This window comes from Marivirga tractuosa (assembly GCF_042140215.1).
In the GTDB taxonomy this organism is placed as follows: Bacteria; Bacteroidota; Bacteroidia; order Cytophagales; family Cyclobacteriaceae; genus Marivirga; species Marivirga tractuosa_A.
In genome coordinates this window covers 1630001-1644471 of sequence record NZ_CP159478.1, presented here as the reverse complement: position 1 = coordinate 1644471, position 14471 = coordinate 1630001, and the positions used below count along the sequence as shown (strand labels likewise).

At 35.6% G+C, this 14471-nt stretch carries 14 protein-coding genes and 2 rRNA genes (1 of these 16 cut by a window edge); 10 read left to right on the top strand and 6 right to left on the bottom strand.

Annotated elements, in window-relative coordinates; translation table 11 throughout:
* Position 1 precedes the first annotated feature (1 nt).
* From ABWH96_RS07550 to ABWH96_RS07530, 5 genes are all read left to right on the top strand, one after another.
* Positions 2-619: an ATP-binding cassette domain-containing protein gene (locus ABWH96_RS07550; protein ID WP_375580859.1), complete on the top strand. Its 618-nt coding sequence runs from the start codon at positions 2-4 to the stop codon at positions 617-619.
* 102 nt (positions 620-721) lie between these two features.
* Complete coding sequence (locus tag ABWH96_RS07545; RefSeq protein ID WP_375580858.1) at positions 722-1159, top strand: hypothetical protein; 438 nt, start codon at positions 722-724, stop codon at positions 1157-1159.
* Positions 1160-1226: 67 nt separating this feature from the next.
* On the top strand, positions 1227-1763 hold the full coding sequence (locus ABWH96_RS07540; RefSeq protein ID WP_375580857.1) for an NUDIX hydrolase: 537 nt from the start codon (positions 1227-1229) through the stop codon (positions 1761-1763).
* On the top strand, positions 1753-2808 hold the full coding sequence (locus tag ABWH96_RS07535; protein ID WP_375580856.1) for a saccharopine dehydrogenase family protein: 1056 nt from the start codon (positions 1753-1755) through the stop codon (positions 2806-2808). The genes ABWH96_RS07540 and ABWH96_RS07535 overlap by 11 nt, the downstream gene beginning before the upstream one ends.
* A gap of 182 nt (positions 2809-2990) precedes the next feature.
* Positions 2991-3701, top strand: coding sequence for a tetratricopeptide repeat protein (locus ABWH96_RS07530; protein WP_375580855.1), 711 nt, complete (start codon positions 2991-2993; stop codon positions 3699-3701).
* A gap of 36 nt (positions 3702-3737) precedes the next feature.
* Here ABWH96_RS07530 and ABWH96_RS07525 read toward each other — a convergent pair whose 3' ends face one another.
* Positions 3738-3899 carry a hypothetical protein gene (locus ABWH96_RS07525; protein WP_375580854.1) on the bottom strand — a complete coding sequence of 54 codons (162 nt, stop codon included), beginning with the start codon at positions 3897-3899 and terminating at the stop codon, positions 3738-3740.
* 100 nt (positions 3900-3999) lie between these two features.
* Between ABWH96_RS07525 and ABWH96_RS07520 the strand changes: the two genes are divergently transcribed.
* Both ABWH96_RS07520 and ABWH96_RS07515 read left to right on the top strand, forming a co-directional pair.
* The gene (locus ABWH96_RS07520) at positions 4000-4953 is read left to right on the top strand and encodes an L-threonylcarbamoyladenylate synthase (RefSeq protein WP_375580853.1); all 954 of its coding nucleotides are present in this window, start codon (positions 4000-4002) and stop codon (positions 4951-4953) included.
* 27 nt (positions 4954-4980) lie between these two features.
* A complete protein-coding gene (locus ABWH96_RS07515; RefSeq protein ID WP_375580852.1) occupies positions 4981-6168 on the top strand; it encodes a phosphoglycerate kinase in 1188 nt (395 codons plus the stop codon).
* A gap of 63 nt (positions 6169-6231) precedes the next feature.
* On the opposite strand, the gene ABWH96_RS07510 is transcribed toward ABWH96_RS07515, so the two are convergent.
* Both ABWH96_RS07510 and ABWH96_RS07505 read right to left on the bottom strand, forming a co-directional pair.
* Complete coding sequence (locus ABWH96_RS07510; RefSeq protein WP_375580851.1) at positions 6232-7002, bottom strand: helix-turn-helix domain-containing protein; 771 nt, start codon at positions 7000-7002, stop codon at positions 6232-6234.
* Positions 7003-7302: 300 nt separating this feature from the next.
* A complete protein-coding gene (locus ABWH96_RS07505) occupies positions 7303-7569 on the bottom strand; it encodes a hypothetical protein (RefSeq protein ID WP_375580850.1) in 267 nt (88 codons plus the stop codon).
* Between the two features lie 125 nt (positions 7570-7694).
* On the opposite strand from ABWH96_RS07505, the gene dinB reads away from it, so the two are divergent.
* Positions 7695-8888 (top strand): DNA polymerase IV, encoded by a 1194-nt coding sequence (dinB, locus tag ABWH96_RS07500; RefSeq protein WP_375580849.1) that lies wholly within the window; start codon positions 7695-7697, stop codon positions 8886-8888.
* Positions 8866-9078, top strand: coding sequence for a hypothetical protein (locus ABWH96_RS07495; RefSeq protein WP_375580848.1), 213 nt, complete (start codon positions 8866-8868; stop codon positions 9076-9078). The genes dinB and ABWH96_RS07495 overlap by 23 nt, the downstream gene beginning before the upstream one ends.
* Here the strand turns inward: ABWH96_RS07495 and ABWH96_RS07490 are convergent.
* Complete coding sequence (locus ABWH96_RS07490) at positions 9070-10863, bottom strand: sodium:proton antiporter (RefSeq protein WP_375580847.1); 1794 nt, start codon at positions 10861-10863, stop codon at positions 9070-9072. The two genes, ABWH96_RS07495 and ABWH96_RS07490, sit on opposite strands and share 9 nt — an antisense overlap.
* 138 nt (positions 10864-11001) lie before the next feature.
* On the opposite strand from ABWH96_RS07490, the gene dnaE reads away from it, so the two are divergent.
* The gene (gene dnaE, locus ABWH96_RS07485) at positions 11002-13953 is read left to right on the top strand and encodes a DNA polymerase III subunit alpha (protein WP_375580846.1); all 2952 of its coding nucleotides are present in this window, start codon (positions 11002-11004) and stop codon (positions 13951-13953) included.
* A gap of 81 nt (positions 13954-14034) precedes the next feature.
* Here dnaE and rrf read toward each other — a convergent pair.
* Positions 14035-14146: ribosomal RNA gene (gene rrf / locus ABWH96_RS07480) — 5S ribosomal RNA — on the bottom strand.
* 163 nt (positions 14147-14309) lie between these two features.
* A 23S ribosomal RNA gene (locus tag ABWH96_RS07475) occupies positions 14310-14471 on the bottom strand; it runs 2734 nt beyond the window's last position.

The following is a 14471-nucleotide window of genomic DNA, read 5'->3' as shown; positions in this document are numbered from 1 at the left end:
TATGCAATTAATTCTTGAAGGGCTATCTAAAAAATACCCAAAGAACAAACTTTTTGAAGATTTGAACCATACTTTCGAATCTAATAATGCATATGCTATTACTGGAGAAAATGGTAGTGGTAAGTCAACTTTGATTAAGATAATAGCGGGAGTAATTGCTCCAAGTAAAGGAAATGTGAAGTTTATTGAAGAAGGGAAAGTAGTTGAAAAAGAAAATATTTATAAACTACTAGGAATATCAGCACCTTATCTAAATCTAATTGAAGAATTTACTTTAAAGGAGCATTTGGATTTTCATTCAAAATTTAAAAAAACGCATTTAGAGAAAAATGTGATGGATGAAATTGAGAATGCAAATTTGCATAGGAGTATGAATAAAGCTGTTGCTGAATTCTCTTCTGGAATGCAGCAAAGGTTGAAATTGATATTATGTTGTAGTTTTGAAGCTAAGGTTCTACTTTTGGATGAACCCACTTCTCACTTAGATTCAAAAGGAGTTGCATGGTATAAAGACCTTTTGAAAAGAACAGCTAACGAAAGAATTACCCTCATTGCATCAAATGACCCTACAGAATATAATGATTTTGCAAAAAAAATCGTTAATATTGACATTAAATAGAATTAAAAAAATCAAATAAAAGATAAATATTTTATTGGATTATGAACAATAATTCAGATTTTTAAGCATTAGATTAAAATAACTAATTTACTAATTATGAAAATGAACATTAAACTTTTAAGCTTTTTAGCATTATCCTTTGTTGTTATATTCAGCTCATGTAAAAAAGATGATGATCCAAGTCCTGAAGAACAGAAAATTGAGGAATTAAGTGGAACTTGGAACATAGTAGGAGCTAACGTTCTAGATGAAGACCTAAGCGGAATTACTATCAATTTTAACGCAGAAAACACAACTTATTCAGTTTCTGGTCTTTCAGCCTTTACTGATGCAAATTTGAATCACGCTGAAACCTTAAGTGCCAGTGGTAGCTTTAGTCTGAATGAAAATTTAGATGTGGTTACTTTAAGCCCAGGTGGTGATTTAACTATCGGAAATATCAACAAGGAAAATGGTGACTTAACATTGAGCTATACTGCACCTTATCCTAAAGCAACTGATAATGACACTAATATTACTTTAAGCTTAGAATTACAATAATATACAATCTCAATCATTCCATTAAGCCATCCTAAAAGATGGCTTTTTTTTTACCCATTTCATTAAAATGAAACTCATAGAAAACTACAATCCAGTTTCAGAAAAAGAAGAAGTATTTAAAGAAAAAATGCTTAAGCTCTATAAGTCCAAAGGAAAGAAATCATTTTATAGAGATAACCTAGAAGCTCATTTTACTGCCTCAGCATGGATAATTAACCCAAACTCTGAAGAAGTGCTTTTGTTGCATCATAAAAAACTTAACAAATGGCTGCAACCCGGTGGTCATGCAGACGGTCAAACAGATTTAGAAAAAGTAGCAAAGAAAGAGGCTGAGGAGGAAACGGCACTTAATAACTTACAATTGATCACAAATAAAATCTTTGATATAGATATTCATATCATTCCTGAGAATAAAGGAATTCCGGAACATTATCATTTTGATGTTAGGTTTGCTTATTTTTGTACTGAAATTGAAAAAACTCAAATAAACTCTGAAAGCAATAACTTTCATTGGATTAAACTAAATAGTGTGGAAACCTTAACAAAGGAACCCTCCATTTTGAGAATGGCGGAAAAATCAAAAGTATTTTTAAATGGGATATAGAATTCTGATATATGGGGCTAACGGCTATACCGGAAAACTAATTACACAGGAAGCTAAGGATAATGAAATAAGGATAGAAATAGCAGGGAGAAATGAAGAGGCTATTAAATCTATTTCAAAGGAAACAGGATTCCCTTACCATATTATTGAACTTTCAGAAACAGTCAAATTAGAGACGCTCTTAAAGGAATTCGATACCGTAATCCATTGTGCTGGGCCTTTTTCAGAAACAGCTATCCCAATGGTGGAGGCTTGTATTAATTCCAAAACAAATTATTTGGACATTACAGGAGAAATATGGGTGTTTGAAGATATCATGAAATATGACGAACAAGCCAAAAAAGCAGGCATAGCGCTCCTGCCAGGCGTAGGTTTTGATGTAGTACCTACAGATTGCTTAGCTGCATATCTAAAGGAAAAAATGCCTAACGGTAATGCTTTAGAATTAGCATTTGTTGGTTCTAAAACTGGCATGTCGCGTGGAACAGCCGTAACTATGGCAAAAAATATTGCAAAAGGTGGATTTATAAGAAAGAACGGAGAAATAAAAAATGTTCCTTTGGCATATGAAGTAAAGGAATTTAAATTTTCGCATCGGCATCAATGGTGTATGACCATTCCGTGGGGAGATCTTATGACCAGTTTCCATCAGACACAAATACCGAATATTAAAGTATTTAGTGGCGCAAGTATTAAAATGATTAAAAAAATTAAAAAATTTAGAAGATTAAAATTTCTACTAAGCATTGGATGGATTCAAAAGCTAGTAAGAAGAAAAATTGAAAATTCTGTTACAGGTCCAAGCGAGGAAAATCTCAAATCAGGAAAAACTTTTGTATTGGGAAAAATTTCTGACAAAGAAGAAAACAGCTATTCAGCAGAATTAATTTTACCTGAAGCTTACTTCCTTACAGCTAAGACAGCATTATCATCTGCCCTAAAACTTGAAGAAAAGAGTCTTAAAGGTTATTTAACACCTGCACAGGCATTTGGTAAAGACTTTATAATGGAATTCGAAAATGTGGAAAGAATTGATAGGGCATAAAAAAACCCCGGTGAACCAAACCGGGGTAAACTATCAACCTTAAAATTACGCCCATTTGAATAAATGAATCGTAAAGCTTAATACAAATGTAAAACGCTTTTTTTAAACGTAAATAGCACAAACATCATTTAAGTCATTCATGTAAGGTTTTTTATATTTTACAACATTAATTGTTTAAACATATGTTCAAGGTTAACACTATTATTTTACTAATTTGCTCAACACTAATTTTCGCTTGCAGTCCTTCAGAAGAAGAACTAATGCAAGAAAGCAGAAAAAACATGAAGTCTGAAAATTATAAAGAGGCGATAAAATACTTAAATCAGGTAATTTCTATGAATAATACTAATGCTGACGCTTACAATATGAGAGGTGTAGCACATCTGCAATTATTAGATTATTCAAAGTCAAAGGAAGATTTTACAAAATCAATAAAAAATGATTCATCAAATTATAAGCCGTATTATAATAGAGGAAATGTGCATTTAGAGACCAAAAATTATGAAAAATCTCTATTAGATTACAACAAGGCTATAGATTTACGCCCAAATAATGCAGATTTATACATTAACAGAGCAACAGCTCTATTTGAATTAAAACAATATGATGCCGCTTTGGAAGATAATCGATTTGCTATTAAACTTTCGCCAAATAATCATATTCCATATCTAAATAGTGCGAAAACCTTATTGCAATTTGGGTCATTTAATAAAGCTGATAGTTTATTAAACCTTAGCTTAAAAATAAATCCTGAGAATGGAGAGAGCTATTACTGGAGTGGGTTTATCAAAATCAATACAGACCAAAAAGAAGCTGGTTGCGATGATTTGATTAAAGCAAAAAACAGAGGCTTTCAAGATGCAATTGAAGCATTAGAGAAATTTTGTAAATAAGAAATGGGAGAAGACCAATCTTCTCCCTTCCAAAAATTACCTGGAAGCTAATAATGCCATTGCAAAGGCTATAACACTTAACCAAAATTTATAGGTTGCCAATGCAGGAATTGCAATAATTCCTAATTCCATAAAAACTAAAACCAATATTATTATAATAGCCACTAGTTTTATTAAATTTCTAGATTTTCTGCTCATAGTTTTATTTGTTTTGGTACGTTCAAGTATAAATATATCATTCTCATTTTACAAATCTGTGACATCAATAAAAAAATAACTTAAATTCGCCTTCAGAATTATGGCAGAAATCAATAGCGATATTTATCAGGCAAAAGCCATGCTCGATGCAGATCATTTAATTGGACTGCCTACTGAAACAGTTTATGGCTTAGCAGGAAACGGATTAAAGGCGGAAGTTGTGAGTAAAATCTTCGCAGTAAAAAACCGTCCACACTTTGATCCATTGATTCTTCATTCTCATAGTATTGGAGCCATAAGTGAATATGTAATTGAAATTCCAAAGACAGCGAAAATATTAGCCGATGCCTTTTGGCCAGGGCCACTAACTATTCTTTTGGAAAGGAACCAGAAAATCCCAGATTTAACTTGCTCAGGATTAGATAGAGTAGCATTTCGGATACCAAAACACCCAAAAGCATTAAGTTTACTTAAAATTCTTGATTATCCCTTAGCAGCCCCTAGCGCAAATCCGTTTGGCTATATAAGTCCAACCAGTTCTGTTCATGTTCAACAGCAACTGGGCCATAAAATACCTTTTATATTGGAAGGAGAAATTAGTGAGGTAGGGATAGAATCCACTATAGTGGGATTTGAAAATGGAGAAACCATAATCTATCGATTGGGAGGATTAGAAGTAAATGCTATCGAAAGATTAGTAGGTAAAGTAAAAGTTCTTCCACATTCGAGTTCAAAACCAGATGCTCCTGGTATGCTTAAAAGTCACTACGCTCCTCGAAAAAACATTATTTTAGGAGATATTGAAAAGTTAATTGAGCAGAATCCTGAATCAAAAATAGGAGTATTATCATTTTCAAAGTTTTACAATAATGTAGAAACATCATTAGTACTCTCGAAAACTAAAGATATGCACGAAGCAGCTAAAAACTTATTTTCGCATCTTCGTAAATTAGATGAGAGTAATGTAGATTTGATCATTACTGAAAAAGTACCTTCTGAGGGATTGGGAAAAGCAATAAACGATCGACTGCAAAGAGCAGCCGTAAGAGAATAAATTTATAACCATAATTATTTTAATTCAATGCAAACCGTAAAAGACTATTCATTCCAAAACAAAACCGCATTAATCAGAGTCGATTTAAATGTGCCTTTAAATAAAGATTTTCAGGTAACTGATGACACCAGAATAAAGGCTACCATCCCAACCATTAAAAAAATATTAGATGATGGAGGAAAAGCAATTTTAATGTCCCACTTGGGAAGACCTAAAAACGAACCAGAAAATAAATTCTCACTACAACATATAGTAGGTGATTTAGAGAAAGCTTACGGAGCCAAAGTTCATTTCAGTAAGGACACTATAGGGGAAGAAGCTGAATCTGCAGCCCAAAACCTAAAAAATGGAGAAGTTCTATTGTTGGAAAATGTTCGTTTTCATGAAGGGGAAACCAAAGGAGATGAAGCTTTTGCCGAAGCTCTTTCAAAATTAGGAGATGTTTATGTGAATGACGCCTTTGGAACCGCTCATCGTGCTCATGCATCTACCACAGTAGTCGCAAAATTCTTTGATGATAAAATGGCTGGCTTTGTAATGGCTGCTGAAATCGAAAATGCCGATAAAGTATTGCAAAAAGCAGATAAGCCTTATACAGCTATTATGGGAGGTGCTAAAATTTCTGATAAAATCTTAATCATTGAAAAGTTATTAGGTAAAGTAGATAATCTAATCATAGGTGGAGGAATGTCTTATACATTCTTTAAAGCAATGGGAGGAAAAATCGGAAACTCATTGGTAGAAGAAGATAAATTAGATTTAGCCAAAGAGTTGATTCAAAAAGCCAAAGAGCAAGGGGTTGAATTAAAATTACCAATTGACTCCATAGTAGCAGATAACTTTGCTAATGATGCCAATACGAAAATAGCACAAAATCATGCCATAGAAGATGGCTGGATGGGACTGGATATTGGACCAGAAGCAACAGCTATTTTCCAAAAAACAGTAGAAGAATCCAAAACTATCCTTTGGAACGGCCTAATGGGTGTTTTTGAAATGGAGAATTTTGCTAAAGGAACAAAATCCATTGCTGAATCAGTAGTAAAAGCTACAGAAAATGGCGCTTTCTCACTTATAGGTGGCGGAGATTCAGCTGCAGCTGTAAACAGCTTAGGTTATGGCGATAAAGTAAGTTATGTATCAACTGGCGGTGGTGCTTTACTAGAATATATGGAAGGCAAAGAATTACCTGGTGTTGCTGCTTTGAAAGCTTAAAAGACTAAAATGACAACTTCCACCAGCCTCAGGCTGGTGGAAGTTACTTCCGCTTCAGCGTAGTTACTTCTTCAATTTTGTCACTTCCTCTTTAATTTCTAACACAATATCAGTTAGCTCTCTTAAGCTCATAGGAGGTTTATCTCCATTTTTGACATCAGGAAATTGTGTACTGATAAAAGCTTTTGCTTCCCAAATCTCCATAACACTCTCCAAAGGAATTTCATAAGGCGAATACACCGTATTATCCGACACCATAAACAACACTCCTTTTTCCTCAGCATAATTGAAAACTCTTTTATAAACCACTCCCTCCTGCTCACTCACAATGATGTAAGTTTTACCATTTCGGATTGCCTCAGGACTTTCCACATATTCGCCTATAATAATGGTACCGGGTTCCAAAGGCAACATGGAATCACCACTAATTTCAAATGCTCGGTAAGTGCTATTTCGAGGTAAATTAGGTAATTGAAAGCGGGGAAGTTCCTGTAAATACTCAGGATCTGCATAGCCATTGGTATAGCCTGCAGAAGCTTTTTGAGGGACTAATTCAATATTTTCTCTTTCTTGGCTATCCACCGTAATAGCCAACACTTTGGTTGGTTTTCGGCTAACTGTCATTGGGCTTGACAAATCCTTCCCTAACAAATCATCCATACTCACATTAAAAAGATCCGATAATTTAATCAATGTTTGAATCCGTGGATCTGCCCTTCCCTCTTCATAAGAACCAATCTGCGGACGCTTCACCCCCAACTCATCAGCTAAGTCCTGCTGAGTCCAACCCTTCTCCTTTCGGAGGTATTTAATATTGTTATTGATCAAGCTCATTATTTCTATTTAGTATCAAGTAGTTAGTATCGAGTATCTAGAAAAATCAAACTCCCCACTTCCATCTTCTAATTTCCTACTCCCCAATTCAAACTTATATCATTTATCTTAAATTTCGTTATATTCTATATTCTTCTTTCAATTTTTATAAACCGGTCTGAACTAAACTTCCAAAATATTAATTCTCATTTTGTCAACTGTCTATTGTCAATTCTGCCCATTCCGGTCCTTCGGTACTGACCTAATCAACTGCACTCAACTTTCATTTTCCTGCTGCCTAATTCCCCGCCAGTTGGCGGGTTAGGGGACTTTAAAAATCATCAAATCATCCGTTTCTCTATAATGTTCATTCATATGATATAGCACCTTTTGATGCAAAGAAATTTTATCCTCCGCCCTGTTAAATCGACTCCTAATTCTACCGACCACCTCGCTTACGGTATCTTGTGGTTCAGCTAGTGTGTAACCGTACCATTTGCTATCTCCCGTTTTAGTACGCACATGAAAATGCACCTGACACCTTCCTGAATTAAGGCGTTTACTTGATAATCTAATTTTTACATCCATCCCACTTAATAATTTTAAAAGCCGTGAACTTTTTCAATTGAATTACTATTTATTTTAGTAATTTTGATAATAAATTTAGTATTAATAATTAAAAAAGCCAAATAAAAGCTAATTATTTTAGTTTTATGCGAGAAAATGCTACCAGATCCATCATTCATTTAGATATGGACACCTTTTTTGTGTCTGTCGAACGTCTTTTAGATTCAACACTAAATGGCAAGCCTGTTATCGTTGGAGGCGGGCACAGAGGTGTGGTAGCTGCCTGTAGTTACGAAACCCGGGCATATGGTGTACATTCTGCCATGCCTATGAAAACGGCATTACAGCTTTGCCCAGAGGCTCTGGTGATAGCGGGAGATATGCAAAACTACAGCCATTACTCCAAGCTGATTACGGAAATCATTAAAAGCGAATCACCTCTTTTTGAGAAGGCTTCTGTGGATGAATTTTATCTGGACGTAAGCGGAATGGATAAATATTTTGGTTGCTATGAATGGGGAAAAGAGCTGCGAAAAAAAATCATCAGTGAAAGCGGATTACCGATCAGCATGGGAATTTCACAAAATAAAATGGTTTCAAAAGTAGCTACAGGAGAAGCAAAACCTAACAATACTCGGCAAATACTTCCTGGAACAGAAATCGCATTCTTGGATCCTATGCCCGTGCATAAAATCCCGATGATCGGAAAGAAAACCTCTGAGCTTCTACGCTCAATGGGTGTGAAAAAAGTAGAAACGCTCAGGCAAATCCCAAAAAAGCTGATGGAATATACCTTTGGTAAAAATGGGATTGTGATGTGGCAAAGAGCACAAGGCATAGACCATACGCCTATCACGCCCTATAGCGAACAAAAATCCATTTCCACCGAAAGTACCTTCCATGATGACAGCATGGACGTAAAGCAAATGAAAGCTATATTGGTAGCCATGATAGAAAAACTAGCGCACAAACTCCGTGAGCAGAACCGCCTGACTTCCAACATCTCCATTAAAATCCGCTACAGCAATTTTGATACGGAAAGCAAGCAAAAGAAAATTAGCTATACCGCTAGCGACAAATCTTTAATTCGCTTTGGAAAAGAGCTTTTTGACCAATTATACACCCGCAGGATGATGCTTCGACTAATTGGAGTGCGCCTCAGCGGACTAGTGCACGGCAATTACCAAATCAATTTATTTGACGATACGGAAGAATACATCCAACTCTACCAAGCCTTGGATAAAATCCGCCACAAACATGGTTTGGAAAGCATTATGAGAGGCAATACCGTAGGGCTTGATAAAAGATTGAGACGGGATGAGAATTGGTTTGGGGCTTAAGCACATTAGTTCCCTTAGTTTTGTTTGCTGCCCTAAATTATATTTAGGTACTCAACCTGAGCAAGCATTATTTAAATCCCAAGAAATTGACACCATAGCACTAGCCTTTGAAGACCAATTTGTGAACGGTGAAAGAAGAGATAAGAATTACAATAATGTTGATGACCTGGAAAATCTACTGTTAAAATGAATAAAAAATAGGAATAAGCAATGAAGCAATAATCCAAAATATAACCCCTAGTGGTGCACCTATTTTAAAGAAATCCTTGAATTCATAATTCCCGGCACTATACACCATGGTGTTGGTCTGATAACCGATTGGTGTCATGAAACTGGCACTACCCGCTATCATTACTGCTATTAAGAAAGGTAATGGACTGAAGCCTAAAGCTTCTGCTATTGCCATGGAAAGTGGTGCCATTAGAGCGGCCGCAGCATTGTTCGACATGATTTCAGTAAAAATCATGGTCATTAAATAAATGACGCCTATTATAATAAACGGTGCTAATTCATTTTCCGTAAAGGATGTTAAATGTGTAACCAACCATTCATTCAAACCACTTTTTTCCATAGCGGTCCCAAAACTCAAAGAACCGGCCAGTAGAAATATTACTTGCCAATCTATCGAACGATAGGCATCCGTCATACTAATAATCCTAAAAGCCCCTAATAGAAAAACACCTGCCCAGGCAGATGCTACAATGGGTAAAATATTAAATGTAGCAGTCAATATTACTAATGCCAAAACACCAGCTGATATATAAAGCTTCCTTTTATTAGGTATATTTAAATCGGTTTCTTTAATTGATAAGAAAGGAGCATTTGGATTACTCTCAGCCTTTTGCAATAATTCATAACCTTCCTTACTCGTTTGCAGCAATAGAATATCCCCCACTTTCAGTCTAATATTTTCCATATCGCTGAACTTACGCTTACCTCTATGCCTAATTGCTAGCAGATGCGAATGATAATTTTTCAAGAACCCTATATTCTTAAGCTTCTTATCGACTAAGTGTGTTCCTGGCATAATAATTACCTCTACTACTTTTGTCTCTTCTTCGGGAAAATATTTATCCGTAATGGACTTCACTATGGAAAGATGTTTATCTGCTACTACTTTCTTCACTTTATCTAGCTCTCCCTTAATCAACATCACATCACCTGTCTGAAGTCTTGTATCCATTTTAGGATTTTTGATGGATTCGTCCCCCCTCTTCAATTCCTGCACTTCAAAAGATAAATCCTTCACAGCAAACAATTCTTCTATACTTATCCCTTTTTTTTCGTCTGGTAATTCCTGTATTTTAACTTCAGTCAAGAATTTAGTGATTTGGCTCTCATCCTGCAAAGGCTTCACTTGCGATTCCTTAGGCAATAAATGCTTTCCTATAAACATAAGATACAGTAAGCCTATCACTAAAAATACAAGCCCAATAGGAGTCATGGTAAATAATCCGATTTCATCAAATCCTTTATCTTTTGCAATACCTGCGACTAACAGATTGGTAGATGTTCCTATTAAAGTACAGGTCCCACCTAATATGGCTCCATAAGATAATGGAATAAGAAACTTAGTAGGGTGTAAATTGAGCTTTTTTGCAGCTTTAGAAACTATTGGTATAAAAGTGGCCACAACAGGTGTGTTATTGATAAATGCAGATAACAAACCCACTCCAGAACTCATCCCCAATATAGCGCCACTATAAGATTTATTGAATAAACGAGTGGTTAAAGGTGCCAATAATTTGATAACCCCGCCTCTTATTAAGGCACTACTTAAAATAAACATAGCCGTTACGGTGAGTGTAGCACTATTGGCAAAGCCTTTAAAACTTTCCTCAGGTTCTAAAACGCCAAATACTATCCACAATACCATTACACCTATCGCTACCAAATCCACTCGGACAGCCTCGGTAGCAAATAAAACAATGGCAGTTAATATAACCAGAATAGTAATCAAAAAGGATAGTTCCATAGGTTTCGAATATATAGTGCTGTCGGTTGTTAAACAAGAATTTATTTGGATTCAAGAGAAATAAATTAACATAATAAAAAGTAAAATCAATTTGAATTTAAACTAATATTTTTAGTAATTTTACTAAAAATATTAGTAATGTATATCAACTGCCATACACACTTTAGCTTCAAATACGGCACTTTATCGCCCGAAGAACTAATATTAGAATGCATTGAAAATGATATTCATCAAATTGCATTAACTGACATTCATAGTACGGCTGCATATATTGAATTTTTCCGTTTTTTGAAAAATGAATATGCTCATTATCCGCTAAAAGTAATCCCAGGAATTGAATTTCGTAATCAAGAACAATTAATCTATATCGGTATCGCCCGTAATAATCAAGGCTTTGAAGAACTCAATGCCTTTTTATCTTATCACAACCGAAACGATTTACCCTTGCAAAGCAGACCACGCTTCACTGATAATGTAGCAGTAATTTATCTCATGCACACTGCTCCTGAAAATCTGCGCACCAACGAATTTATAGGAGTAAAGCCCGAGGAACTCAATCGTTTAAGGTATCAACATCATAAATTTGAAAAGAAAAAATTATTGGCTTTGTCCCCTGTTACCTTCAAAAATAAAACAGGCTTTAATATGCATCGTTTATTGCGAGCAATTCAGCAAAATCAGTTACTCAGCCGTTTGGATAAAAAATTTCAAGCGCAGCCCAATGAATTTATGAAACCTAAAGAAGTGCTGATCCAATATTATCAGGGATTTGAATTTATGATAATACAATCTAAAAAACTGTTGGAAGCATGTCATTTTGAAATTCAATTTGGTAAATCTAAAAACAAACGATCGTTATTGGGTTCAGCCATAGAAGATTGGCAATATTTCGAATCAGAGGCAAGAAAAGGCTTCAAAAATCGATATGGAAAGCAAAATGCAGTGCTTACTGAACGCTTCGAAAGGGAAATGGAAATCATAAGGCAGAAAGATTTTACAGCTTACTACCTTATTACTTATGATATGATTCAGTTTGCTCAAAGTAAAGGATTCCCTCATGTTGGGCGAGGAAGTGGTGCGAATAGTATGATAGCCTATTGCCTCGGAATCACCAATGTAGACCCTATTGATCTAGACCTTTATTTCGAGCGTTTTCTAAATCCATCACGCACCTCACCTCCAGATTTTGATATTGATTTCTCTTGGCAACATAGAGATGAGGTGATTCAGTACATGTTTGACAAACATGATGCGCATCACACTTGTTTATTAGGCACACACACTACTATGAAATCCCGTATGATGTTGCGCGAAATAGCCAAAGTATTCGGTCTGCCTAAAACAGAAATTGATAAGCTTTCTGAAAATCCTAACTATGGAAGAAAAGACGAATATCTACATAAGGTATTGCACTATACGCAGCACATGGTAGCAAAAGAATTTCCTGCCAATATTTCCATTCATGCGGGTGGGTTACTAATCACAGAACAACCTATTTATGCATTTACGGCAACTGAAATGCCACCAAAAGGCTTTCCAGTTTCTCATTTTGATATGTACAATGCTGAAGATATAGGGATTTACAAATATGATATTCTCAGTCAAAGAGGCCTTGGACATATTCAGGATACCATTAAAATTGTAGAAGAAAATCAAGGTAAAAAAATCGATCCTAGAAAAATACACACTAAGGTACTGGAAAAAGACCCCGCTATTAAGAACCTTATCAAAAACGGTAATACTATGGGCTGCTTTTATGTAGAATCTCCAGCTATGAGAATGCTACTTGCAAAGCTAGAATGTGAAGATTATATAACATTAGTGGCTGCCAGCTCTATTATTAGGCCAGGGGTTTCACAGTCCGGCATGATGAGAACTTATATTGAACGCCATCACAGCAACGGAAATTATGAATCCATCCATCCCATAATGGATGAACTGATGAAAGAAACTTATGGTGTGATGGTCTATCAGGAAGATGTTATCCGCGTAGCCCATCACTTCGGTGGCCTCACCTTAAGCGAAGCAGACATATTAAGAAGAGGAATGTCAGGAAAGTACAGATCTCGTAAAGAATTTGAAAGGGTCGAAAAGCAGTTTTTTAAAAATTGTCGTGAAAAAGGATTTGATGAAAAGGTGATTCAGAGAGTTTGGTATGAGATATCAAGTTTTTCAGGCTTTTCCTTCGCAAAAGGTCATTCTGCCAGCTTTGCAGTCGAAAGTTATGAGAGTTTATTCCTTAAAGCACACTACCCAATAGAGTTTATGGTAGGCGTCATCAATAATTTCGGAGGATTTTACAAAACAGAATTTTACATTCATGAAGCCCGAAAAGCAGGTGCAGAGATAATTAATCCTTGTATTAATAAAAGCAACTACCTCACCAGAATAGAAGGAAAGAAAATATATTTAGGGTTTATTCATATTAGAGACCTTGAGAAAAAGATAGCTGAAAAAATTGTAACTGAAAGAGAAAGATATGGTAATTTCAAAAGCCTCGAGGACTTTAAAACAAGAATCCCTATTAAAAAAGAACAACTATTCATTCTAATAAAAATTGGAACCTTTAATAGCTTTAACAAACCAAACAAACATCTTTTATGGAAAGCCTATTCCCTATATCTCAAAAAGAAAGAAACTGCGAATGCAAATCTATTTGAAGAAGAGCCTGTAAATTACAGCCTTCCAGAAATGGAAACAACTGCTCTGGAAAAATCATTTAATGAATTGATGATATTTGGTTATCCAACATGTAATCCCTATATATTAATGAATACCGAAATCACACCGAATACTTTTGCTACAGAATTAAAAAATAAGATTAATAAAAAAGTACATCTCATCGGCTATATGGTAACTATTAAAAGAACCTCTACAAAAAACAAAGAATCTATGTATTTCGGTACCTTTCACGACTGTTATGAAAATACTTTTGATACAGTCCACTTCCCTAAAGTAACTGAAAAATACCCTTTCAGAGGCAAAGGCTTCTATAGCTTAATAGGCAAGGTCGTACTGGATTACAATTATCCTATGCTAGAAGTGGAGTATATGGAGAAGCAGGGCTGGCTTAATCCAGATTATCTGTAGGGGACATTGCAAAGAGAAGCACAAAAAACCAAAGGACACAAAAAAACCCTCACAGTTTTCACTATCAGGGTTGTAAATAAAAGTTGGCAACGACTTACTCTCCCACCTTTTACGGCAGTACCATCAGCGCTGGTGGGCTTAACTTCTCTGTTCGGAATGGGAAGAGGTGTACCCCACCGCCATAGTCACCATAAAGTCTTGTCCAACCTAGCCTTGGCGAAGGCGGACTTAATTATTTTGACCACTTATCCCGATTGATCGGGAGGGTGTATCAGTATTTTATAATTAATCCGATCTTTTTCGGATTAATCAACATGTTAAAGTGAAAGAGTCTTAAAGTAAACACAAGACTGTTGAACGGAAAGCTACGGATAATTAGTACTGCTCGGCTATGACATCACTGCCTTTACACCTGCAGCCTATCAACCCCATCATCTATAGGGTTCCTTTAAAGAAGTCTCATCTTGAGGCGGGTTTCGCGCTTAGATGCTTTCAGCGCTTATCCCTTCCAAACATAG

Bases quoted from the DNA above. Each gene is read 5' to 3' on its own strand.
- ABWH96_RS07525 (WP_375580854.1), bottom strand. From the start codon at position 3,899: ATGAGCAGAAAATCTAGAAATTTAATAAAACTAGTGGCTATTATAATA.
- dinB (WP_375580849.1), top strand. From the start codon at position 7,695: ATGCGAGAAAATGCTACCAGATCCATCATTCATTTAGATATGGACACC.
- ABWH96_RS07490 (WP_375580847.1), bottom strand. From the start codon at position 10,863: ATGGAACTATCCTTTTTGATTACTATTCTGGTTATATTAACTGCCATT.
- dnaE (WP_375580846.1), top strand. From the start codon at position 11,002: ATGTATATCAACTGCCATACACACTTTAGCTTCAAATACGGCACTTTA.
- ABWH96_RS07510 (WP_375580851.1), bottom strand. From the start codon at position 7,002: ATGAGCTTGATCAATAACAATATTAAATACCTCCGAAAGGAGAAGGGT.
- ABWH96_RS07520 (WP_375580853.1), top strand. From the start codon at position 4,000: ATGGCAGAAATCAATAGCGATATTTATCAGGCAAAAGCCATGCTCGAT.
- ABWH96_RS07545 (WP_375580858.1), top strand. From the start codon at position 722: ATGAACATTAAACTTTTAAGCTTTTTAGCATTATCCTTTGTTGTTATA.
- ABWH96_RS07535 (WP_375580856.1), top strand. From the start codon at position 1,753: ATGGGATATAGAATTCTGATATATGGGGCTAACGGCTATACCGGAAAA.
- ABWH96_RS07515 (WP_375580852.1), top strand. From the start codon at position 4,981: ATGCAAACCGTAAAAGACTATTCATTCCAAAACAAAACCGCATTAATC.
- ABWH96_RS07530 (WP_375580855.1), top strand. From the start codon at position 2,991: ATGTTCAAGGTTAACACTATTATTTTACTAATTTGCTCAACACTAATT.
- ABWH96_RS07495 (WP_375580848.1), top strand. From the start codon at position 8,866: ATGAGAATTGGTTTGGGGCTTAAGCACATTAGTTCCCTTAGTTTTGTT.
- ABWH96_RS07505 (WP_375580850.1), bottom strand. From the start codon at position 7,569: ATGGATGTAAAAATTAGATTATCAAGTAAACGCCTTAATTCAGGAAGG.
- ABWH96_RS07540 (WP_375580857.1), top strand. From the start codon at position 1,227: ATGAAACTCATAGAAAACTACAATCCAGTTTCAGAAAAAGAAGAAGTA.
- ABWH96_RS07550 (WP_375580859.1), top strand. From the start codon at position 2: ATGCAATTAATTCTTGAAGGGCTATCTAAAAAATACCCAAAGAACAAA.